Origin of the sequence: Shewanella sp. S1-58-MNA-CIBAN-0166 (genome assembly GCF_040310085.1) — a bacterium.
GTDB lineage: Bacteria > Pseudomonadota > Gammaproteobacteria > Enterobacterales > Shewanellaceae > Shewanella.
Genome location: NZ_JBEOPN010000011.1, coordinates 39,360 through 63,111, shown reverse-complemented (window position 1 = coordinate 63,111; position 23,752 = coordinate 39,360). Strand labels below are relative to the sequence as shown.

Here is a 23,752-nt window from a genome sequence, read left to right as displayed (position 1 = left end):
GATTGAAAAAGGTAAAGGTAAATTAGTTGTAGTAAGCGAGTAGTCACAACCATTGTGTCGAGAGTTTGTGAGTTGATGGCATCAATATATGTTGTCGCGACATACTGTTTTAAACGCAAAAAGTAATTAGCGGTTTAGCAACGGCAGGAGTCTAAGGTATAATCATCTATTAACCGTTTTGCAGCACATGCTTTTTGCTGCCTACCTAGGGTACAACATTTTGAGTCACGACTACGCTATCGAATTAAAAGCGATGCCTTCGCTTTTGTCTTTGTATCGCAAAATCCTGTTTGGACGTAAACCGGGATGGAACCAACAACCGCTTCCGAATATTTATGTACAAGCGTCGAATGTGGTGTTGTCGCAAGATAAAATTAGCCAATATGCTGCTGTGTGCAGTTTTGAATATGACGGTATGACTTTACCGCCAACGTATTTGTATGTTTGGGCGTTTCGTTTACATGCGATGATTTTTACGCATAAAGCGGTGACATTTCCGTTACTTGGCATGCTCCATTTAAAAAATAGTATTAGTGTATTACGCCCAGTGCGAGCAGATGAAACCTTAATCGTACAGTGTGAGTTAGCCACAAGTCGCACGACCGATGCTGGGCTTGAGTTTGATTTGGTGTCTAAAGTGTTTGTCGGTGAAGAGTTAGTTTGGCAAGCGCTATCAACTTACTTATATCGTATAGAGTCTGCAGGTCGTCGTGCTCGTCCACCTAAAGCATCAGGTATGGTATGGGAAAACGTTCAACAATGGCGCTTAACCGATGATTTAGGCCGTCGCTATGCTAAAGCTTCTGGCGATTATAACTTGATCCATTTACATCCATTGTTGTCAAAACGCTTTGGTTTTGAGCGAGTGTTAGCGCATGGAATGTGGTCTAAAGCGCGGGTGATGTCTCAGTTAATGACGTTTGTTGGCGATCGACCATTTCAAGTTGATGTTGAATTTAAACTGCCAGTATTTATGCCGTCTGAAGTGACGTTTGCGTTTGAAAGTATTGAAAATGGTAAACGTTTTGAAATGCGTGATGTTAAAGGCCGCCGACCGCATTTACAGGGCAGCATCACTTATTTATAAGCCCTTTGGTTAGCTAACTTTATCTATTAATAAAAAGGCTCAAGTCGATGACTTGAGCCTTTTTATTGCTAACTGCAAAGCTTACTTTTGATATATGTGTACATCGCGTTGCGGGAACGGAATACTAATGCCTTCCGCATCAAAGCGTATTTTCACTGCGCGAGTAATGTCCCAGTATACTTCCCAGTAATCATCGGGTTTAACCCAAGGCCTTACAATAAAGTCGACTGACGATTCGCCCAATGTGTGGAGTTTGACTATCGGTTCTGGATGCGCTTGCACCTTAGGATGTTGTTCTACAATACTTTTTAATATGGTTTCTGCATGTTCAACATTGTCGCTGTAGCTAATGCCAAAGGTCATGTCTACCCGACGCTGATGCTCTGCGGTGATGTTGTTAATGGTATCGCCCCAGATTTTATTGTTTGGAACAATAAGACGTTGGTTATCTAGCGTTTTGATTGTTGTTGATACTAGGCTCATGTGGCTGACGCGACCGGTAACATTAGCGGCATTGATTAAGTCGCCGACATCAAATGGGCGGTAGATTAAGATCATCATGCCAGAGGCGAAGTTAGACAGGGTATCTTGCAGTGCAAAACCAATAATGACTCCCGCAATACCAAAACCTGCGAGTAACGGCCCAAGCTCAAATCCGAGCTGTGATAAGGCTATCAATAATCCTAGGGCAAACACTAGTTTACTGGACAAAGATATAAAGAAGTCTTGCAGTAATTGGCTAAATTGTAATTTTGATGCTCGTACCGTTTTAGAGATAATTTGAGTGACAATTTTGGCGACTAAACTTGCGGCAAATAATATGAATAGAAACACTAAAATCTTAAAGGTTAAACTGGGCCCATTATTAATCGTCTGATCTTTAATGACTTTACCCCAACCCTGTAGCAGGTTAGACGCGACGCTAAAATTCAATACATCTTGGGTGATATCACCAGAAACACTAAACAATGTTTGTTTAAATGGTGCCACGTTCTGGCCTAATGTTTCGAGTATTCCCGCTGAAACCGCTAAGCTAGAGCTGCTTTGCTCCAAGCGTTCTTTTAGTGCCACCACATCAGCTTTTTGTTCGCTGGTGATATCTGCACCTGCATCAGCGGCTTCTGCAACGGCTTTTTGTAATTCATCTTGAGTGTAATGCACTAAACTATCGAACTGATCGGCTCTATTGAGCATAAACTCGGTCAATTTTTGCTTTTGGACACTCACATCTATATTCAGTGTTTCTGCCCACTGCAGAGTGGTTAATTGTGCCTTGAGATAATGGTCGCGTTCAAATTCGCGTTGTGAAATGGCTAAGATGCTCTTATTGTCATCATCTTGGCTTAATCCAAGACGCATGGTCATAATGTGGTCGTTTAAGTATGCACTGACATTCTCTAAAAAGGCCATTTGGCTTTGCACTAAAGTGACTAGATATTGCTGGTCAGCGTCGGGTGTTGCAATGAGTTGACCAATTATGTCGCGTAATTCAGACGATTTGTTTTTAATGCGATATTCAGTAAATGCACGTAGTTCACCTTTTGCTTTAAATAGTAACTTGGTATCTTGCTCGATCGTTTGTTGTAAGCGACTTATTTGAGTCTGGGTATCGGTTAGCTGGCTAGTGGCAACAATCGGTACCACTGCATCTTGTTCTGCACGAAGAGATGGCGTCATAAACACTGCCGAGGTGAATAATAATAACGTAAGTAAAATCCGTAGCATGGAAAGTGGTCCTTTGGCTCTGAGTTGCGGCTATGATAGTGGAAAAATCCTATAGGAGCCAAGTACAGTAATTGGTTGGTTAATTTGTTACACTGCCGCCATTATTGAACTGAGGAAATTATCATGTCGCTGCAATGTGCTCATTGCTATAAATCTTTTTCAATTGCGAAGGTGAAAGACAGTCGCGGGAAAGGTTTGTCCGTAGAAGTTCAATGCCCTCATTGTGCTGCATGGCTTGGGCATAATAAATATTTGTCAGTTGTTAAAATAGTAGGTTTCTATGGTGGGGTTGTTGCTGCTGCAGTAGGTTATTTTGTTGAGGGTGTAACCGTTATCACTACTCCATTGATTATTTTGGCCGTTATTATGGTTGGTTTGTCGCATATTATGGACCATTTACAGCTGATTGAAGCACCTGAAAATGATCCTAGTGCAGAGACTAGTGCGAAATAAGCTTGTTAATTAACTTCAATAACTTGGCTTTCTAGTGATGCTTCAACATAGTAAATCCCGCCTAACACGACAACCCCAACAATGATCATGACTAAAATGATGCCAATGTTTTCTTTAATAAATTGTGCCATGGTGTTTGTCCTGTAATGATGATGTTTTACACATTCGTTATGGTATGGGTCATAGCTTAAGGCTATCTTAAAAATAACGACTTAGTCACCTATTAGTTGTTATTGGTAGTGGTTAATATTAGTTGCTAATGAGCGTCGTTGTGAATGGGTTGTCATGAATTGTCACAATCTAAGGGTTGCTTTTCAGCTACGGTCTTTTACACTAACGCTCACTTTTATTAACCTGATGGAGTTGTGCTGGTGAGTTCCCGCATCAAAATAAGACAAACTATCGCAATCTGGCTCAGTGCCATTTTGATTGTGTTGTCTGTTGCTGCGTCTGCACACTCAGTTAAACATCTTGATGACGGCGTACAAAATCATTGTACCTTGTGTTTCCATCAGCATCAGCTTAATAAAACGCTTCACTCTTCCAATTTAGTTTTTGCTGTTTCTAAGCAAACGTTCGAACGCCAACACTATACGCTGCCTTTTTTACTTAGCGTATTCCAAGCCTACTATCAAAGTCGTGCCCCACCTGTATCTCGTTAGTCCAACATTGTAATGATTTATTTTCCGTTATCTGTCGGTTTACTCTAAACCCAGATAGGCGGCTACTTGTTGTATTTTGGAGATATTATGTCTGCGTTAAACACACGTGTTTCGTTATTGGCACTGGCTTGTGCTGTGAGTTCGTATTCTGCAATGGCAGAAGATTCTAGTTTAACTAATCCTAGTATTAGTGCGGTGCTCGATGGTTATTACCAAACGGGCGACCGGCCATTAGCTGAGCGTGCTGAAGGTTTTGGTTTAGGCGAAACTGAGTTGGCATTAAGTGCCAATATTGATGAAATGTTTTACGGTAAAGTGACCGCAGTTGTTGAGTCTCATGACGGTGAAACAGAGCTTAATTTAGAAGAAGCCTTTATCCAAACGTTAGCGATGCCTTACGGTTTATCGGTTCGTGCGGGTCGATTTTTATCGGATATTGGTTATTTAAATAATCAACATTTACATACCGATGCATTTTCAGAACGTCCAGCGGCCTATCGTGCATTTTTAGGTGGTCATTATTTTGATGATGGTATTCGTTTAAATTATGTGGCCCCAACAGATCTCTACTGGACCATGGGCGTTGAAGCGTTTAAAGGTGAAAGTTTACGTGCGACAGATGAGCACGGAGAGCGTGATTTTGATGATGTTGGCGTGTATACCGCATTAACCAAGATTGGTGGTGACATTGGTATCGAGAGTTCTTGGCAACTAGGATTGAGCTATTTGCGCAATCAGAATGGTCAAGCTTATGCCGAAGAGGAGCATGAAGATGAAGTGGTTGATGAGGAAGGACATACTGAACACAGCCACAGTGCATCTTATACGGGTGAAAATACCTACATTGCAGACTTTGTTTATAAGTGGGCACCTAATGGGAATTATAAATATCAAAACTTAACCGTGAGTGGCGAATATTTTAGAGTCACTGACATTTTTGGTATGGAGCCTGGACATATTCTTGAGGCAGATCATGAGGACGTTAGTACTGATGACTATCATCAAGGTTGGTACGTGAGTAGTGTGTATCAATTTTCACCAAGTTGGTCTGCTGGGATTCGTTACGGTCAAATTGATACTAATGAAATCCATGAAGACCACCTCGACCCACAGAAATTAAAAGAGTCTGAAGTCAGTCTTGCTTGGCATAGCAGTCATTTTTCGACCGTGCGTTTGCAATACACTCATCAGACTGGAACTAATTTCGATGGTTTCGAAGATGATAATATCTTTACTTTACAATATGTCATGTCATTAGGAGCTCACGGTGCGCATCAATTCTAAATTGCTTTTAGCAGTGGCTTCAATGTCGCTGCTGTTGACCGCGACAGCTAAAGCGGAACTGAACGTGTTTGCATGTGAACCTGAATATGCCGCATTAGCGCAAACTTTAGCGCCCGATGCGAGGGTGTATTCGGCCACCACAGCGATGCAAGATCCACATCAAGTACAAGCAAGACCAAGCTTGATTGCTAAAATGCGCCAAGCTGATTTAGTTGTGTGTGCTGGGGCCGATTTAGAAATTGGTTGGTTGCCAATGTTACAAATGAAGTCTGCTAATCCTCAGGTTAACTCAACAGATAAAGGCTTGTTTTTTGCAGCAGACCAAATTGATACCTTGGATAAGTTAACTCAAGTAGATCGTTCAATGGGTGATGTGCATGCAAAGGGAAATCCTCATTTGCATTTAGATCCCTTGCGGATGTTGACCGTTGCGCAGGCCTTGAGCGCTAAGCTTACTGAAGTTGATCCAGAAAATGCCAGTCGTTATGCCCAGTCATTGAGCGACTTTAGTCAACGTTGGCAGGCTAAAATACCGCAGTGGCAAGAGCAAGCTAAAAACTTAGCCGGTAAAAAGGTCATCGCTTATCATTCGAGCTTCCGTTATTTATTTAATTGGACTGGAATAGAGCAAGTGGCAGATCTTGAGCCTAAACCCGGCTTAGCACCCACCAGCAGCCATTTAGCCTCATTACTTACTCGTGCTGAAAAAGGCGATGTAATGGCGGTAATCGTCGCTTCATATCAAGATGAACGCGGAGCTAAATGGTTAGGTGAACGCGCAAATCTGCCGGTATTGGTGTTACCGATGTCGGTAGGTGGTAACGATGAAAGCAAAGACTTAATCAGTCTATATGATAGTTTGCTGACGTTATTAAATGGAGTGAAATAACACTATGTTTGATGTCGAGCTACTGTCTATTTTGTTGCCTGCGTTAGTGGCAGGGCTATTAGTGTTATCAACTCATGTGTTGTTAGGTCAACAAGTGCTTAAGCGTGGCATTATCTTCATTGATTTGGCTATCGCTCAGGTCGCTGCATTGGGGGCAATCGTATCGCACATAGATCATCGAGTAGAAGCGTTACCGTTTGCTCATGTTTGGATGCCAGCGTTGTTTGCATTAGCCGGTGCTGGAGTTATCGCTTGGATGGCAAAACACTTAGTCGGTGAACTCGAGGCATTTATTGGTTGTTTTTATGTGCTCAGTGCGGTGGCGGCAATGTTATTGTTAGCCAATGATCCTCATGGAGCTGAATTATTAAAGCAGTTAATGTCGGGTCAAATATTGTGGGTGAGTTGGTCTCAGTTAGCATTACCTGCAGTAGTCTCTGCAGGTATTCTTGGGGTGATCATCGCTAAACCACGGATATTAGATGGTGCAGGTTTTTACTTTTTATTTGCATTAGTGATTACTTTGTCGGTGGAGTTAGTAGGCGTGTATTTAGTGTTTAGCACGCTTATTTTACCGGCTTTGGCATTAAATAAGTATCAAGGTAAAACCAAGTTAGTGTGGGCTTATGGCGTAGGCATAGTGGGTTATATTGCTGGGCTACTGTTGTCTGCTCGCTATGACTTACCCAGTGGTGCCGCTATTGTTGCGACATTAGCATTAAGTGCATTGTTGTTTAGAATGTTACTTAAACTACGTTCACTAGTGTCAGCACAACAACCAGCTAAATAAATATCTGTTATCTAGCTTTATATAAGCTTCTGTCATATATACAAGTTACTCTGCCCCAGATCACAGGGGCAGAGTATTTCAGCGTACATATGTAAACAAAACGTTGAGTCCCTAGACTAGCATCGTTATACTGACGCCAATTTTATTGCAGGAGTATGCTGTGCTGCTTATCGCTCGTTCAATCATTCTCGTTGTGCTGTTATTTTTAGCCTTTATATTTTCAGTTGTTATTTGCCTTGTGCGGCCAATGCATCGCGACAATGTACATTTGGTTGCCCGTTTTTTTGGTTCGGTTGCACCGGTATTAGGCATTAAGGTCATTAGACGTGCTCATCCAGTCAGTGCAACATCGCAACCGTGTATTTATTTAGCCAATCATCAAAATAATTTTGATTTATTTACTCATACGTCAGTTGTGCCTAAAGGGACTGTCAGCTTAGGTAAAAAGAGCTTGGTGTGGGTACCCTTATTTGGGCAAATATATTGGCTATCAGGCAATATCCTTATCGATCGTAACAATCGTCATAGTGCATTCGATACTATGGCTAAAACGGTAGATAAAATGAAAAATAAACTATTATCAGTGTGGATATTCCCTGAAGGGACTCGTTCACGCGGTCGTGGATTATTACCTTTTAAAGTGGGTGCATTCCATACTGCAGTCGCTGCTCAAGCGCCAATAGTGCCAGTATTAGCTTCTTGTCAGAATCATATTAACCTTAATCGTTGGAACAACGGTGTGGTGATTGTAGAAATGCAGGAGCCGATAGCAACTGCGGGCTTAGATAAGAATGATGTTAAAGCGTTAAACGCTAAGGTGCATCAAGTTATGTCGGCGCGTTTAGTTGAATTAAACAAAGAAGCAGAAGCATTAATGCAGCAAGCCAAAGCTTAACCATGTTATTGGTCGTCAAACATCCGTCATAAGCTCGCAACTTGTGTCAGTTTGGGTATAATTGATTAACATTTTTACGAGTCCTATTTACGGAGTAATCCATGTCTGTTGAGCGTCAGTTAAAAGAGCAATTTGCTGAGAATCTTGAAATTGTTGATGCCTTACTTGCTGATGGTTCAGAGCCTGATGCGGAATATACAATTGAACATCATTTCTCGGCGACTAATTTTGATCGTTTAGAAAAAGCCGCTGTTGATGCATTTAAGCTTGGTTTTGAAGTGAATGATGCCGAAGAAATGGAACTTGAAGATGGCTCGATTATTTTCTGTTTTGACGCTATTGCCAAGCATAAGCTAGAAGTGCCTTTGCTGGATAAAGCATGTGAACAGTTGATTCTCGTTGCGGGCAAGCAAAAAGTAGACTACGACGGTTGGGGTACTTTTTTTGTCGGTGATGAAGTTGAAGGCGATGAAGAAGACGAAGACGATGAAGAATATGACTATGAAGATGAAGATGGTACATTTCACTAATAAATCGATGGTCTAATTCCATAAAAAAACGCTCATCAAAGATGGGCGTTTTTTTATGGATAACCAAAAAGTTTGCTAGGCGCTTATTTATGGATGATGCTTTTGTTACGGCCTTCTTGCTTAGCGACATATAAGGCTTTATCTGCACCCGATAACCAGGTTGAGCTATTATCTATTTCAGAATCTAAATCGTTAATGCCCAGACTCACCGTGACTCTAATGAGGCGGTTTTCGAATGCGACTTCCGATGCTTCAATGCGCTTTCTTAATCGTTCGGTAAAGTTGAGAGCTTCTTCTGCGGTTGTCTTAGATAGCACCACTCCAAACTCTTCTCCGCCATATCGGCCAGCACAGTCAGTGTCACGCAATGCTTGCTTTAACAAATAGGCAATATGTTGGATCACTTTATCACCGGCAGGGTGACCATATTCATCGTTAATGCGCTTGAAATTATCAATATCAATCATCACCAATGATGCCGCATCGCCATAACGTGAATAACGATCGAATTCTTTTTCCATGCAACTTTGCCAATGGCGACGGTTATGCAAAAGGGTTAAACCATCGGTTTGACTGAGTTGTTCAAGTTGCTCATTAGCGGCTTTAAGTTGCAGTTTATTAACCGCAATATCGGTCACATCATAGATAATAATGCTGATATGAGTGATTTGCCCTGTTAACGAAGCTAATGGCAGTAAGGTAATATTTTGGTACATAAAATCGGCTCGGCCAGTCACCGGGCGATAGTTTTTAAACTGAAATACGTATGGACGCTGTTCCCAACTAATAAAGGTGCGATTTTTAAGTAAAAAAACCGACTCCATTTTATGTTTTAGCCACGTGGCGGGTAAGTCGGGAAACTTTTCAAATAGATTACTACCTTTAATGGAATTGGGTGAGACACCGCTGTGGTTTTCCATAAAACCGTTCCAAAGTTGGATGTTATAGTCGCGATCGAGCACAACTAAACCAACCTCAATGGTTTGCACCATATCGATTAGCCAGTGGAGTTCGTTCATCGCACTTTGATCATTTGACATAAAAAGTATCCAACATTAGTCGAGTAAATAGCCAAGTTTGTAGTTCAGCGTAGGAATTGAGTCTTCAGTAAATAGCAGCAGAAGATCACATTCAATATTGTAATCTTCTATTCGATAGTTAATTTCCATCGCGAGAGTGCGCTGCCATTTGTCAGAGTTGTCGTGAATGAGCTCGTTGACACTGCAGTGTCTGCCAAGCACTACTGGATGGGTCTGACTGAATTTCATGTCGAGTTGTTCAGAAATACCATTTAAAAAAGCGCCAATGAGCACATTACCAGTGTCCATCATTACTTCTATTTCAGTACCAATATCATTTGGATTTTCTAATCCCATTAACTTGGCCATATCTTCAAAACTAGAATCATGGAACAGTAATAACGCTTCACCCGCGATACCTGCACCAATAAATCCTTGGCAAAGCCCAGAGACTGTTGAGTTTCGTTCGGTGGCTTTTAAGGCCATCGTTAATTCGCTGACTTCAAGCACATTAACGTTAGGAATAGGCAGTAGTACAAATACATCCAGAAGCTTAGCGAGCAAGTCAGCGGCTCTGCCCATGGCGACGTTGGCTATTTCTTGACATGCATCACGCATGTCAACTTTCATCATTGGCGTTTCTTCAGCTTTATTACCCTGGGTAAGAGTCAAAATACCGTACTCTTGCAGAATATGGCTAATAGCCTCTGCACTAACGGGTTTTTGAATAAAGTCGAGGGCACCTAATGCTTTGACTCGTTCATGAGCCTTAATTTGAATATCACCTGACACCACAATAATCAGTGCCGGTAAATCTTGTTGTTGTACCGCTTGAAGTACTTCGTAACCATCCATGACTGGCATGTTGAGATCGAGAAACACAATCTCACCTTTACCTGCGCGAATAACTTCAAGGCCTTCAGCGCCATTGGTGGCGTAGCTAATTTCAACGTCCCAATCTTTGGGGAGAGTTCTTGCCATTTGTTTTCTGGCGAGCGCAGAATCGTCGCATATTAATATTGGAATGGTCATTGTTGCTGGTCTTCCTTATTTCGCCTTTAGGGGAAAAAAACTCGTTAATGCAACTGCGAGTGGTGCGAGGCGGATAGTTATTATTATAAGACTATTTACAGCGATTTTTTGTTCGTTAGATCATTATACTTATTTGCTTACAATATTGATAACTTAGTTTTAACATTTAATTAAGTTTGTAACATTTATGTGGCCGTTGCCACAAAGTCATCAATGTCATATCAATCAGGTGTTACATGTTATGTAAAAACATGAAGATTAGATGGTTATGCTTATATTGATAATATATCAGGCTAACACTCAATGAAATTTTGTTCAAAATAACGTGTGGCAATATTTTGACCAGTGCCGATTATTTGTCATGTTATTACTATTCGCCAGATAGTCCAGATATGTTAGTCTAAAAACTGGACTGACCAGTAACAGGGTGTTTCATGGAAAGAGAGTTAATTAAGTTGACGGTAGATAATGGCATTGCCCATGTTTGCTTAAATAGACCCAGTAAAATTAATGCGCTTAATGTTGAAATGTTTACTGCGATTGATAACGTAATTAAACAACTCCGTGGCGATAAACGAGTTAATGCGGTTATTTTATCGGGTGCTGAAGGTAACTTTTGTTCAGGCTTGGATGTGAAAAGTGTCGCGAGTTCACCTACAAGTGCATTAAAGCTTTTATTCAAGTGGTTGCCTGGTAATGCAAATTTAGCCCAACGTGTGTCGTTGGGATGGCAGCGTTTGCCTGTTCCTGTTATTGCGGTTCTAGAAGGTTGTTGCTACGGCGGTGGGACTCAAATTGCGCTAGGGGCAGATATTCGTATTGCGACGCCAAACTGTAAGTTGTCGATAATGGAAGCAAAGTGGGGGCTTGTGCCAGATATGGCTGGTTTGGTGGCATTAAGGCAAATTATGCCCAAAGACAAAGCGTTGATGTTGACCTATACCGCGGATATTTTAACTGCCGAGCAAGCGCTTGAGCTAGGCTTGGTGACTCAAATAAGTGATAACGCTTATGAGTGTGCCACTTTATTAGCCCAAAAAATCATCCGCACTTCCCCGGATGCTAATGCTGCGATTAAACGCAGCATCAATCAAAGTTGGACCGCTTCAGTGCGCAGCCTATTAGCCCGAGAATCACTAAGCCAAATAAGGTTGTTGCTGGGTAAAAACCGCGTGATTGCTGCGATTAGACAAACTAAAAATCCTGATAAAGCCTATCGTTCTCGTCAATCTTGGTGGTAATAATCTGTTTTCGCTAATGCTCTATTTTTAGTCATGGCTACGCTGAATTTACTATCTTCCGATAACGGTTCTGGAAAAGCCTTCTATTTGATCGAGGGCTTCTTCCCAGCCACTAGGGCTGCTTAAGTCCAAGCTCATTTGGTATTGGCGATAATACTTAGCAGGTTTCACTTGATTGTAGTTGAGGCGGGTAGGTGCTTGTTCAATTGAATTCGGATGTGCATCGGCGGATTGAATATCAAGGATCGGGATCGACATGGTGACTAATTGTTCGGCGATCGATTTACGCTGACTTTGCGGATCAATTAAATACTCAAATTCGCGATAAGCGTTGACGATGACTAGCACATCAGGGATGGGAATTTTTTTGTCATAAAGCAGATTCGTGACCATGCCGGCCGTGTCATCAATAACAATTAGAATCTTGCCGCCAGGAAATAAACTGGTGGTTGAGGTTAATTGGTTCAGGGCTTCATTGAGATTACTTTGCTGAAAGTTACGTAATTCAAGCAATTGAGACGACTCATACTTTGGGATACTTTTATTGCTGGTTAATTGCAGTTGTTCGGTGCCTGCTTTAGTGATTTCTTCTGGTTTTGTTGCATAGTTAGGCCGATATAGCCCTTTTGCTGGGGTTAAGCTAATACTTGCCCAACCGCGGGCATTAATATTGGTTCGTAAGTAGCTGGCTAAGCCGGCAGCATCAGCATCGGTGTCCGACGCAGCAATAATCATCGCTGAACCAAAGTGTTTTTTACTCTGCCAAGACCTTACAAGCACTTCAGTTTGTTTACCGTCAATAGTGATAAATTTGATTTCATCGGTAGGTAAGTAGCCGTAAGGTTGCTGTGCCTTTGCGCCAGGCGCTGCCAGTAATATGCTTATCGTTACGATTAATAACCGACTAAATTGTCCTAGTTGCACCATAACCTCGAGCGAATAACACCATAATGCGGTTAGCTTAATGTATAACCGCGAATAAAAACAATGCCCTGATATACAGGGCATTGTTTACACGACATGATTAATACAACATTATTTAATGCTAGTTAGCCGTTATACGTGGCTGACAAGTACCATACGTATTGCATCAAGCTGTAATTGACTGTTATCCATGTAGCCCGTTATCTCGGTCATTTGATTACGAATATATTCTAGCTCGTCTTCACGAATGTTCGGATTTACGGCTTTTAGGGCTTCAAGTCTTTCCAGCTCGCCTGTGAGTTGTTGAGTCATTTTAGCTCGAGCATTCACTACTAGCTGCTTAAGCGACTCTTTTGCATACTCTTCACCTTTGGCCAATAACGGATGTAAAATAGGCTGTGAGGCATTAACAAGCTTGCTAGCGATGTGACGGTTTACCGCACTTAGCTGTTTGTCAAAACTGGCGTAGTCCACTTTATCTGCCATATTAAGACCATTTTTATCCAATAACACCCGGATAGGTGTCGGTGGTAAATAACGGTATAACTGAGTCGATTTTGGGGCAGAGGCATCAGCCATGTAAATTAATTCTAAAAACAGCGTCCCCGCGGGAAGCGCTTTATTCTTTAGAATTGCCACACTGGTGGTGCCCGTTTCTGAGCCAGTGATTAAATCTAAGCCGGTTTGTACTAAAGGATGCTCTTGGGTGATAAATGCAATGTCATCACGAGACAAAGCGGTTTCACGATCAAACGTCACCGTAATACCGTCTTCATTCAGCCCAGGATAAGTAGGGAACATCATGTGCTCACTAGGGCGTAAAATGATTGAGTTTTCACCGCGATCTTCTTGATCGACACCAATAATATCCCATAAACGAATGACCGAACCGATGAGATGAGTATCGTTATCGCTGTCTGACAAACGCTTAATTAATGCATTGGCACGCTCGCCACCGTGAGAGTTTATCTCTAGCAGTTTATCGCGGCCTTGCTCCATTGCCTGTTTAAGCTCTTTATAACGATGCTGGGTGTGATTCAGCAATTGAGTCATCTGATCTTCATCATCGTCGCAAAGTACGTTAATCAGTTCATCGGCAAATTCGTTAAACAACACATGACCGCTCGGGCAGGTGAGTTCGAATGCATTTAATCCTTGATGATACCAACGCATCAATCTTTCTTGAGCGGTATCGCGCAAGTAAGGCAAATGAATTTGGATATCGTTTTGTTGCCCAATACGATCTAAGCGGCCAATACGTTGCTCTAACAAATCAGGATTAAGCGGCAAATCAAACAAAATCAAATGGCTAGCAAACTGGAAGTTACGCCCTTCGGAGCCTATTTCAGAACAAATTAATGCTTGGGCGCCGCCGTCTTCTTGAGCAAAGTAAGCGCCGGCTTTATCGCGTTCGATAATCGACATATCTTCATGGAATACCGTAGCTTGAATACCTTCGCGGGTTCGCAGCGCTTCTTCAAGGCTTAATGCAGTTTCAGCCTGGCTAGCAATAATCAGTACTTTTTTACTGCGATGCGATTTTAGGAACTCAATTAACCAGTCTACCCGTGGATCAAACTTCCACCAGCTGGCACTGTCATTTTCAAAGGCCTGGTAAAGCTTCTCAGGGCTTAATGCTTGTGCTGCTTTAGCCAGTGGCTGCTTGGCACTGCCCATCATGGCGTTAACGCGTTCAGCGGTCACGTACTGCGCAGGCATCTCATATGGATAAGCATTAAATATACGCTTTGGAAAGCCTTTTACTGATGCGCGACTGTTACGATAAAGTACGCGGCCAGTGCCATGGCGGTCGAGCAATTCTTGGAGCAATTCTTGACGTGCTGCTTGCTGTGATTCTGCATCAACATCTTTTGACTGGATCAAACGAATGCTTGGCTCGATGTCTTTCTCGCTAAGCAACTCAGTTAAGCTGTTAATGGCACTGTCGGGTAATTTTTTATCCTGACTTAATGCTTCAGCTGCTTCTGCCACATCTTTGTAGCTTGCTTCTTCAGCTAAGAAAGCATCGTAATCATAAAAACGATCTGGATCGAGCAAACGTAAACGAGCAAAGTGGCTTTGATGACCGAGTTGATCAGGGGTCGCGGTAAGGAGTAATACACCAGGGACCACTTCACTTAAGGCTTCGACGATTTTATAAGCGCGACTAGGGGCATCTTCTGACCATTCTAAATGGTGAGCTTCATCGACAACCATTAAGTCCCAATCAGCGTCTACAGCTTGTTCAAGACGCTTTTTCTTGCGCAGTAAATCAAGTGAACAAATAATTAACTGCTCGGTATAAAACGGATTGTCATTATCGGCATAAGCTTCTACGCATCGATCTTCATCAAATACTGAAAAGCGTAAATTAAAGCGGCGCAGCATTTCAACTAACCACTGGTGACGAAGTGTGTCCGGGACTATGACTAAAATACGTTCAGCACGACCAGTGAGTAATTGCTGATGAATAATTAAGCCAGCTTCAATGGTTTTACCTAAACCGACTTCATCGGCCAGTAATACGCGTGGAGCGTAACGGCTACCCACTTCATGAGCAATCCACTGCTGATGTGCAATTAAGCCTACGCGTGGGCCTTGTTGACCGAGTAAATCTGAGCTGGCTAATTTGTGGCGCAATAACTGACATTGATAACGCACCCCAAAACGTTCTAGGCGGTCAATTTGTCCGGCGAATAAACGATCTTGTGGTTTATTAAAGCGAATATTATGGCTTAGCATGGTCTCACGAAGACTGACTTTTTCTTGAGTCTCGCTATGAATACCATGATAAATCACCAATTGGTTTTTTTCTTCAAGCTCTTCAATGGTGATACTCCAACCTTCACCGCTTTCGACAGTGTCACCTGGGTTAAAAATAACTCGGGTTAAGGGAGCTTCACTGCGAGAAAACATCCGGTTTTCTCCAGTGGCAGGGAATAGCAGCGTAACCATGCGGCCTTCAACTTGAACGACTGTTCCTAATCCGAGTTCTGACTCGGTATCACTTATCCAGCGTTGACCTAAGGCAAACGGCATCTTTTACTCTCATTTATTGCGTGAAACAAAAAAGGGGGCGTATGTTAAACCAAACCCATCCAGATTGAAATTTTAGCATTGATTTATCGTTTAGATGTTCATTTTTACACCATCTTGACATGTTAGCGTCACATTGACGTCATAGTGTGAAGCAAAGGCGATGATGATGACATTGAGTTTTTACCCGACAAGTGACATATTTTATTAAGGCAGCATTGCTCATGGCAATGACCTGTTTTCAATAGAGACTTTAATTATCCCTTTAATGTTATACGTTTAGTTAAGTTAAGTGATACTGATATCTATTCATTGAGAGCACTCTGGAGGCACCATGCAACGAAACGACAAAAAGTTGTTTGTACTGGATACCAACGTGTTACTGCATGAACCTTTAGCGATATATTCGTTTAAGGAACATGACGTAGTTATTCCCATGACAGTGTTAGAAGAGCTCGACAGTATAAAGGACCGCAAACGAGATGTGAGTCGTGATGCACGAGTGGCTATACGTGCATTAGAAGATATTCTTGGTGGTCCCACGACCCCAGAGCAAATTTTAAAAGGCGTTGCATTGCCTACTCGCGAAGAACATTCTCAAGTTTCTGGTCATTTATCGATTTTCCCAGATCATCAAGTCGAGTTTATTATCGGCTCGCTGCCTGGAGACAATAACGATAACCGCATTATCAACACCGCCCTGCATTTACAAAAAATCCATTTTCCCCGCACTGTCGTGTTAGTCACTAAAGACATTAACATGCGCTTAAAAGCCAAAGGTGCAGGTATTGAGCGCGTAGAAGATTACCGCAGCGATCAGTTGATTGATGATGTGCGCTTTCTCGCCAAAGGCTTTTACCAATTCTCTGGGGATTTTTGGCAAAATGTCGATAAAGTCTCCACCGAACGTAGAGGGTTGCATACGGTTCACCAAGTACCATTGGAACATCTTGGTAATGAAAACTTTTATCTTAACCAGTATTTAATCGATGAAAGCTCGGATTTTTGTGGTCGAGTAGTCAGTAAAACCGATAAACATTTACAGATGATCGATCGCGGCCGTGATCGCTTATTACATCATGAAGCATGGGGAATTAATCCTAAAAATATTTACCAAGGTATGGCGCTAGATGCTTTGCTAGATCCTGATATTGAACTGATTATTCTGACGGGGCCTGCGGGTTGCGGTAAGACGCTATTGGCAATGGCGGCGGCATTAGAATTGGTCGTCGAACGTAAGTTATATGACAAAATTATCGTCACCCGTAATACCCCCGAAATTGCTGAGTCAATAGGTTTTCTTCCGGGTAGCGAAGAAGAGAAAATGACCCCTTGGCTTGCTGCAATTACCGATACGCTTGAAGTGCTACATAAAAATGATGTAAACCCAGCAGGTAGTGTTAATTACATAATGGAAAAAGCCAATATTCAGTTTAAGTCGATTAACTTTATGCGTGGCCGCTCTATTCAAAACTCGGTGGTTATTTTAGATGAATGTCAAAACCTAACAGCGTCACAAATTAAAACCATGATCACTCGTATGGGCGAAGGCACTAAACTGATTTGTAGTGGTAATTTAGCCCAAATTGACTCGACGTATTTAACACCGGTTACATCAGGATTAACTTACATAGTCGAACGTTTTAAAGACTTTGAAGGCAGCGCCAATATTTATCTTAATGGTGTCGTACGGTCTCGTTTAGCGGAGTTTGCAGAGGAGCATTTGTAACGGCTTAACTTGCTAAGGAAATCACTTTATTAATCATGGTTATATCCTGTCTATATACATAAGGTTACACAAGATAACCTTATGTATTTTCAATCGCCTACAATATACCTTAATATTTGTAGTCTGTATTACTTGCAGGTTGGACAAGTATCTCTGGAGCCATTAATACATGTGCTTGAGCTTATCTTCCTGATATCATAATCATTACTGTTATAACTGCCGTTTTTGGTGTTATTCGTTCGACAGCGGGTCTTTTTTTTACGCTGTATCAAGGGTGGTTAATGAAACCGACTGAGCCAGATTTACAACTAAAATCTCCTATTCAACGTAATTATAACCGAGCGGTGTTTTACACCTATATCGGGGTGATTGTGATGGCTTTGCTGACCGCTGGCATTATGTTTGAACGTCAAAAAGAGCAGCAAATTCAACAGCGAGAAGAACAAGTTGCCCGTCATGTTATGCAAATCGACTTATTGCTTGAGTCGAGCATTCGTGCGGTGAAAAGTTTGCGTGATGTGGCGGTGGACCATTTACGTTTGGGGGAGTTTGTTCGTAAAGAGCGCTTACCAGAGTATGAAAAATTTAACGAAGATGGCCAGTATTTCACCTTAGAACCTAATTATGCCAACAGCGGCGTGCCGTTTACCAATATGGGACGCATTACGGGTGCGGGTTCATTAAATGACCGTAGCGAGAGCTTTTATCAAGAGCTTGAAATGCTGTTTGAACTGTCGTTATCCTTCCCAGTCGCGAAAGAAGCAGCGCCTAAAGCTTCGTCGATTTATTATATTTCTAAGCGTCGGATGATGTCATTTTATCCATGGGAAAATAATGACTTACGCTTTAGGGATGAGCTGCTCAATAAAAAACAATTTCAATTAGCGACACCTTCAATGAACCCACAACGGAGTGTGTTTTGGAGTGAGGCATACATCGACTCGACGAATCAGGGCTTAATAACTACGCTTGGGTTACCCGTGTACCTTGAAGATGAGTTTATTGGTTCGATTAACCTCGACATGACGTTATCATCGTTAGATAAACAAATTCGCACCTATTTTAAAATGCCAGGCACGGTGATTCTGCTTGACCAGCAAAATAATATTTTATCTCACAGTGATTTTGACTCCAGTGAAATGAATAAGGTTTATCACATAAGCCAGCGAATTCCGGCAGAGTTACATTCATTATCGGAATCTGAGCTATTTGATGCCCACGAAGGCATATTGCGAAACGGTTATTATATTCATAGTGTGGCACTGCATAACGCGCCATGGCGATTACTGTATTTGCAAGATGAAGATGATTTATTTAAAGATTCTTGGGACAAGCTGCAACTGAGTTTTCTGTTAGTGGTATTGGCTTTGTCGCTGCTGGTTACCATAGTGCATTGGCAAACTCGCCGAGCATTCGTTAGCCCTGCTTCACGTTTGTTAACCCATTTAGAAGCATGTTCACAAACGCCTATCCGTCCGCCAGAGAAAATTACCCGTGGTTGGGAGCCATGGTTTGCGCTAGTGAGTCGTATTTTTGAAGAAAACCGTCAGTATACTCATCATCTTGCCGAACAAAACAAACGTCTTGATAACTTAGTTGCTAGGCGCACTCAGCGTTTACGTGAAACAACAGAGCGCCGTGAGCGAGAGTTTGCACTGTTACGATCATTGATCGATTCGATCCCTGAAGCGATCGTGTTTAAAGACAAAGAAGGCAAATACTTAGGCTGTAATAAGTCAGCTGAAAGAATGCTGGGTTATACCGAAAATGAGATTATAGGCTTAACGTCATCAGAAGTGGTGAGCCCAGAGCAAGGCTTGCGCATTGGTGAAGAAGACAACAAAGTGCTGACCCAGCAACATTCCTTGCGTTACCAAGAACGAGTGAATATTGAAGGTAAACCGGTATTACTCGATACCTTTAAATTACCGTTTTACAATCGCCGTGGCGATCTATTAGGTTTGATCTCTGTTTGGCGCGATATTACCCGTGAATATGAAGCTGCTGAACAGTTACGTATGTCTGAGCAACGTTATCATCTTGCTATGGATGCGGTAGAAGATGGCCTGTGGGATTGGTACATTGATTCTGAACAGATTATTTGTAATCCGGCTTTTTATTCTATGTTGGGTTATCAAGCTAATGAGTTTCCACCGTTACTCGAATCAATCGATGAGTTGTATCATCCTGACGATCGAGAACGGGTCCAAGAGTACCGCTCTCAATATGTGCGCGATCCGGTTGGCACTTATGAAATCGAATTTAGAATGCGCGGTAAAAATGACCAGTATTACTGGGTGTTATCCCGTGGTCGAGCGGTTGAGTTTTCCGAGGATGGTTGTAGTAAGCGGATGCTAGGTACTCATAAAGACATTACCCGCCAGAAGAGTAACGAAGTCGCCTTGCTTGAAGCAAAACAAGACGCCGAGTTAGCCAACATGTACAAGAGCGAATTTTTGGCCAACATGAGTCACGAAATTCGGACACCTATGAACGCGATTATTGGGATGTTGCAGTTAGCACAACGCACTAGCTTGACCGTGCAGCAACAAGATTATCTTAATAAAGCCGGTTTTTCTGCCCAATCGTTACTGCGAATTATTAATGACATTTTAGATTTTTCTAAAATTGAAGCAGGCAAATTAGAATTAGAAAGAGTCGCGTTTCCGCTGGATAAAGTGCTTGATCATGTTATTGATATTAATGCGCTTAAAGCGCAAGAAAAAGGCGTTGAATTACTGCTATATGCGCCTGTTACCGCAGGGCTTATTTTGTATGGCGATCCACTGCGTTTAGGTCAGGTCATCGTTAATTTATTGTCTAATGCGGTCAAATTTACCCAAACCGGTGAAGTTGAGCTGGGTTGTGAAGATGTGGGTGAGCGTGACGACCGTATTACCATGAAGTTCTGGGTACGCGATAGCGGTATTGGGATCAGTAAAGATCAACAAGCAATGCTGTTTGATGCATTCTCACAAGCCGATGGTTCAACCACACGTAAATATGGTGGCACAGGCTTAGGGTTATCTATCAGTAAACATTTAGTGTCGATGATGGGTGGTACCATGCAAGTTGAGTCCGAACTGGGCGCCGGCAGTACTTTTAGTTTTACCATTAGCTTTGAAATTGCCGAAGAACAAGTGATCGAGCCGCTGGTGGTGCCAGAACAGTTAAATAACCTGACAACGCTGGTGGTTGACGACAACCCAAGTGCATTACAAATTTATTCGACATTGATGACCGACTTTAGCTTTGGTGTAAACACGGCTGACAGTGGTCAAAAAGCACTGGATATATTGCGTAAAAAACCAGTCGATTTATTGTTGTTGGATTGGATGATGCCTGAAATGAACGGCTGTGATGTTATTAAGGCGATAGATGAAATGGTCGCAGATGGTAGCTTAGCAAAGCGTCCTATTATTATCTTAATGACCGCTTATGCTGCTGAACCGTTAGACCATGAGCTGCAAAAAAATTCTGTTTATGCAGTGTTACAAAAACCGTTTAAGGCCTCGGCGTTATTTGATGAAATTATTAATGCCTTTGCCAAAGAACCCAAGCTAAATGCAATGCCGGTTATTATTGAAGCCGAACCCGCTAAAGCCTCTGGCTTAGTATTGTTGGTTGAGGATAACTTTATTAACCAACAAGTGGCATCTGAATTACTCAAAAGTGCTGGTTATGAAGTTGTGATAGCCGACAATGGCCAAGTGGCATTAGATGTGATTGATTCTAAACCATTTGATGCAGTGTTAATGGATATTCAAATGCCGGTAATGGATGGATTAACTGCCACCGCCGAATTACGCAAACGTTATAGCAAACAACAAATGCCCATTATTGCCATGACTGCGCACGCAATGTCGGGTGATAAAGAAAAAAGTTTAGCAGCAGGCATGAATGCGCATATCACTAAGCCGATTGTGCTTACTGAATTATTTGAAACCTTATCTCATTGGATTACATATAAACATAATCATAAAGACGATTAGTATTTTTGAAGATAGGATATAAACGACAGGGAGATTAATTATGGTCCGCCGAAGTATTTCATTGGCGCTGTTGCTGGCAATCACACCAGCAACATTACTTTCTAACGCAGCAATGGCTGCCAGCGACTCAGCCCAAAAAATAATTAATAATGCTGAAGTGGCAAAAGGCTTTATCAATCTATTTTATGATGCCAAATCCGCACAGCTTTATTTACAAACGAATAAGCTCAATCAACCCTTTCTATTGCTGACCAGTTTACCTCATGGTGTTGGTTCAAATGATATCGGTTTAGACCGTGGCCAGCTAGGCCAAACCCGAATGGTACAATTTGAACAGCATGGTCCTTATGTTGTGCTCAAGCAGCTTAATACCTATTTTCGCGCCTCCAGTGATAACGTTGCTGAGCGTCAAGCGGTCACACAAGCTTTTGCTGAATCGATTTTATGGCGCGGTAAATTAGTAGAAGGTAAAACGGCATTAGTCGCGATTAATGACCTAGTGATTAATGATTTGCATGGGGTGTCGGATGTATTAACGGCAACTAAGCAAGGTTTGTACAGCTTAGACAGCAGCCGCTCAGTGATATTGCCGCAAAAGATTAAATCGTTTGAACGTAATGCTGATATTGATGTTAATTTAACCTTTAAAGCCAGCAAAGCAGGCAAGCAAGTTGAGCAAGTGACTCCAGACGGTAAATTGTTGTCTGTTCAAGTGCGCTATTCCTTTGTGCAACTCCCTGATGTGGGTTATCAACCTCGTCGTTATCATCCCATGAGCGGTTATTTATCTGATGAATATGCCGATTATTCTACCGCAGTTGATCAACCACTGACTCAACGCCATTTACTGCGCCACAGATTAGAAAAAGTTACTCCGGGTGATGCTCCCAGTAAAGTGGTTAAACCTATTATTTATTACCTCGACCCAGGTGTACCTGAGCCTATTCGCAGTGCGTTATTGGAAGGTGCACGTTGGTGGGAAAGTGCATTTACTGATGCCGGTTTCATTGACGGCTTTAAAGTTGAATTGTTGCCAGAAGGTGCAGACCCTCAAGACGTACGCTATAACATGATTCAATGGGTGCATCGCGCCACAAGAGGTTGGTCATATGGCGCAGCAGTAACCGACCCTCGTACCGGTGAAATCATTAAAGGTAATGTCACGCTTGGCAGCTTAAGAGTACGCCAAGATCATCTTATTGCTCGAGGGCTAACGGCTGGTTGGCCTGATCGTAAAGCCGCTGCTGATGCCGCCATGGCATTGTCGCTGCCCGTATTCGCCAGTTAGCAGCGCATGAAGTGGGCCATACCCTAGGGCTTGACCATAACTTTGCCGCATCAACAAACGATAATGCTTCAGTAATGGATTATCCGCATCCGTACGTGAGTATTCAAGGCGGTAAAATTAATATTGCCACGCCTTACACCGAAGGAATTGGTGAGTGGGACAAATACACCATAGCTTATGGTTATGGAGGCCTTACGCAGACCGAGTCTTTGTTAACGTCGACCCTAACTAAAGGCTTTCGATATATTGGGGAAGCAGACTCTCGTAGTGCCAGCGCCAGTAATGCATACGCCAGTTTATGGGATAGTGGTAACGATGCGGTAGCAGAGTTAGTACGTTTAGAAACAGTGCGTCGTAAAGCGATGGATGACTTTAACTCAGATGCTTTATTAGCCGGTGAACCTCATGGCGAATTAGCCGATGTATTTGTGCCCATATATTTGCTCACGCGTTATCAAATAGAAGCCGCAGCAAAGTGGATTGGCGGGACGGATTACAGTTATCAGCAAGTAGGTTCTGGCGTACGTTGGAATTATATTCGGCCTAAAATGCAACTTGCTGCGCTCGATGCATTATTGGCGAGTTTGCAAACAGAGAGCTTGTTAGTACCAAGTAATGTGTTGCAAGCGTTAGTGCCAAAAGCCGGTAATTATCGAAAAACTCGTGAAAGCTTTGGATCAAACTTAGGCGTGATAACTGATCCTGTGGCGATGGCAGAAGTGTTGAGCCGTCACATTGTGGCGCAATTATTAACCCCTGAACGTTTAAACCGTGTCAGTCAGGCCTATATGGAAGACAGTCAGCAACTGTCGGTGGTTCAATTAATCGATAAGCTTGCGGGTGCCAGTTTGTATCAAGACTTACCGAGTGGACAGGGCCTAGCGATGCAAATGCGCGTCAATACAGTGGTGATTGATAGTTTGTTAGCAACGTACCATAGCCCTAAAACAGCGCCCGAAGTCAAAGCACAGTTAGCCGCAAGAGTTGACTATATTATTAAGCAACTTAAACGCCGCAGTAACCGTGGCAGCGATTATCAATCGGCGCATTACGACTGGCTGTTTCAAGGTATCACTAAAGGCATGACCGATCCTACTTATCGATTAATCACCAAGCCGGTGGACTTGCCTCCTGGCTCGCCAATTTAAGTGTTGGCTGATAGTGTTGGGTGAGAGT

17 protein-coding genes and 1 pseudogene are annotated in these 23,752 nt (G+C 42.4%); 12 read left to right on the top strand and 6 right to left on the bottom strand.

The annotated features are described in order from the left end of the window. Positions 1–220: 220 nt before the first annotated feature. Positions 221–1,087, top strand: a complete 867-nt coding sequence (locus AAEY99_RS08805; RefSeq protein WP_162023922.1) for a MaoC family dehydratase — start codon at positions 221–223, stop codon at positions 1,085–1,087. A gap of 81 nt (positions 1,088–1,168) precedes the next feature. Here the strand turns inward: AAEY99_RS08805 and AAEY99_RS08800 are convergent, their stop codons facing one another. Beyond that, entirely contained in the window at positions 1,169–2,812 is a 1,644-nt protein-coding gene (locus AAEY99_RS08800; RefSeq protein ID WP_101085136.1) for a mechanosensitive ion channel family protein, read from the bottom strand. A 123-nt stretch (positions 2,813–2,935) separates the two neighbouring features. Here AAEY99_RS08800 and AAEY99_RS08795 point away from each other — a divergent pair, with 123 nt between their 5' ends. After that, positions 2,936–3,265: a hypothetical protein gene (locus AAEY99_RS08795; RefSeq protein WP_101085137.1), complete on the top strand. Its 330-nt coding sequence runs from the start codon at positions 2,936–2,938 to the stop codon at positions 3,263–3,265. 5 nt (positions 3,266–3,270) lie between these two features. Here AAEY99_RS08795 and AAEY99_RS08790 read toward each other — a convergent pair whose 3' ends face one another. Further along, positions 3,271–3,396 (bottom strand): hypothetical protein, encoded by a 126-nt coding sequence (locus AAEY99_RS08790; RefSeq protein ID WP_259395501.1) that lies wholly within the window; start codon positions 3,394–3,396, stop codon positions 3,271–3,273. Between the two features lie 240 nt (positions 3,397–3,636). Between AAEY99_RS08790 and AAEY99_RS08785 the strand changes: the two genes are divergently transcribed. From AAEY99_RS08785 to rraB, 6 genes are all read left to right on the top strand, one after another. After that, entirely contained in the window at positions 3,637–3,927 is a 291-nt protein-coding gene (locus AAEY99_RS08785) for an ABC-type zinc uptake system zinc chaperone (protein ID WP_101085138.1), read from the top strand. Between the two features lie 87 nt (positions 3,928–4,014). Next, positions 4,015–5,211 (top strand): hypothetical protein, encoded by a 1,197-nt coding sequence (locus tag AAEY99_RS08780; protein WP_182745172.1) that lies wholly within the window; start codon positions 4,015–4,017, stop codon positions 5,209–5,211. Then, positions 5,195–6,100, top strand: a complete 906-nt coding sequence (locus tag AAEY99_RS08775) for a metal ABC transporter solute-binding protein, Zn/Mn family (protein WP_351010111.1) — start codon at positions 5,195–5,197, stop codon at positions 6,098–6,100. The genes AAEY99_RS08780 and AAEY99_RS08775 overlap by 17 nt, the downstream gene beginning before the upstream one ends. A gap of 4 nt (positions 6,101–6,104) precedes the next feature. Then, positions 6,105–6,890 carry a metal ABC transporter permease gene (locus AAEY99_RS08770; protein WP_351010108.1) on the top strand — a complete coding sequence of 262 codons (786 nt, stop codon included), beginning with the start codon at positions 6,105–6,107 and terminating at the stop codon, positions 6,888–6,890. 160 nt (positions 6,891–7,050) lie between these two features. Continuing rightward, a complete protein-coding gene (locus AAEY99_RS08765; protein ID WP_101085141.1) occupies positions 7,051–7,785 on the top strand; it encodes a 1-acylglycerol-3-phosphate O-acyltransferase in 735 nt (244 codons plus the stop codon). A 101-nt stretch (positions 7,786–7,886) separates the two neighbouring features. Continuing rightward, positions 7,887–8,315, top strand: a complete 429-nt coding sequence (rraB, locus tag AAEY99_RS08760; RefSeq protein ID WP_351010105.1) for a ribonuclease E inhibitor RraB — start codon at positions 7,887–7,889, stop codon at positions 8,313–8,315. Between the two features lie 83 nt (positions 8,316–8,398). On the opposite strand, the gene AAEY99_RS08755 is transcribed toward rraB, so the two are convergent. Together AAEY99_RS08755 and AAEY99_RS08750 are read right to left on the bottom strand one after the other, a co-directional pair. Then, the gene (locus AAEY99_RS08755; RefSeq protein ID WP_162023916.1) at positions 8,399–9,355 is read right to left on the bottom strand and encodes a GGDEF domain-containing protein; all 957 of its coding nucleotides are present in this window, start codon (positions 9,353–9,355) and stop codon (positions 8,399–8,401) included. A 15-nt stretch (positions 9,356–9,370) separates the two neighbouring features. Then, positions 9,371–10,366, bottom strand: a complete 996-nt coding sequence (locus AAEY99_RS08750; protein ID WP_101085144.1) for a response regulator — start codon at positions 10,364–10,366, stop codon at positions 9,371–9,373. Positions 10,367–10,800: 434 nt separating this feature from the next. On the opposite strand from AAEY99_RS08750, the gene AAEY99_RS08745 reads away from it, so the two are divergent. After that, positions 10,801–11,607 (top strand): crotonase/enoyl-CoA hydratase family protein, encoded by an 807-nt coding sequence (locus AAEY99_RS08745; protein WP_350978942.1) that lies wholly within the window; start codon positions 10,801–10,803, stop codon positions 11,605–11,607. Between the two features lie 51 nt (positions 11,608–11,658). Here the strand turns inward: AAEY99_RS08745 and AAEY99_RS08740 are convergent, their stop codons facing one another. Together AAEY99_RS08740 and rapA are read right to left on the bottom strand one after the other, a co-directional pair. Beyond that, entirely contained in the window at positions 11,659–12,534 is an 876-nt protein-coding gene (locus AAEY99_RS08740; protein ID WP_243756324.1) for an alpha/beta hydrolase family protein, read from the bottom strand. A 129-nt stretch (positions 12,535–12,663) separates the two neighbouring features. Beyond that, positions 12,664–15,570 carry an RNA polymerase-associated protein RapA gene (rapA, locus tag AAEY99_RS08735; RefSeq protein ID WP_192114157.1) on the bottom strand — a complete coding sequence of 969 codons (2,907 nt, stop codon included), beginning with the start codon at positions 15,568–15,570 and terminating at the stop codon, positions 12,664–12,666. A 331-nt stretch (positions 15,571–15,901) separates the two neighbouring features. On the opposite strand from rapA, the gene AAEY99_RS08730 reads away from it, so the two are divergent. The 3 genes and pseudogenes from AAEY99_RS08730 (at position 15,902) to AAEY99_RS08720 (ending at position 23,724) form a co-directional block, all read left to right on the top strand. Continuing rightward, the gene (locus tag AAEY99_RS08730) at positions 15,902–17,296 is read left to right on the top strand and encodes a PhoH family protein (RefSeq protein WP_351010102.1); all 1,395 of its coding nucleotides are present in this window, start codon (positions 15,902–15,904) and stop codon (positions 17,294–17,296) included. Positions 17,297–17,577: 281 nt separating this feature from the next. Next, complete coding sequence (locus AAEY99_RS08725) at positions 17,578–21,288, top strand: response regulator (protein WP_192114159.1); 3,711 nt, start codon at positions 17,578–17,580, stop codon at positions 21,286–21,288. A 40-nt stretch (positions 21,289–21,328) separates the two neighbouring features. Next, positions 21,329–23,724, top strand: a pseudogene (locus AAEY99_RS08720) (zinc-dependent metalloprotease). Positions 23,725–23,752: the final 28 nt, after the last annotated feature.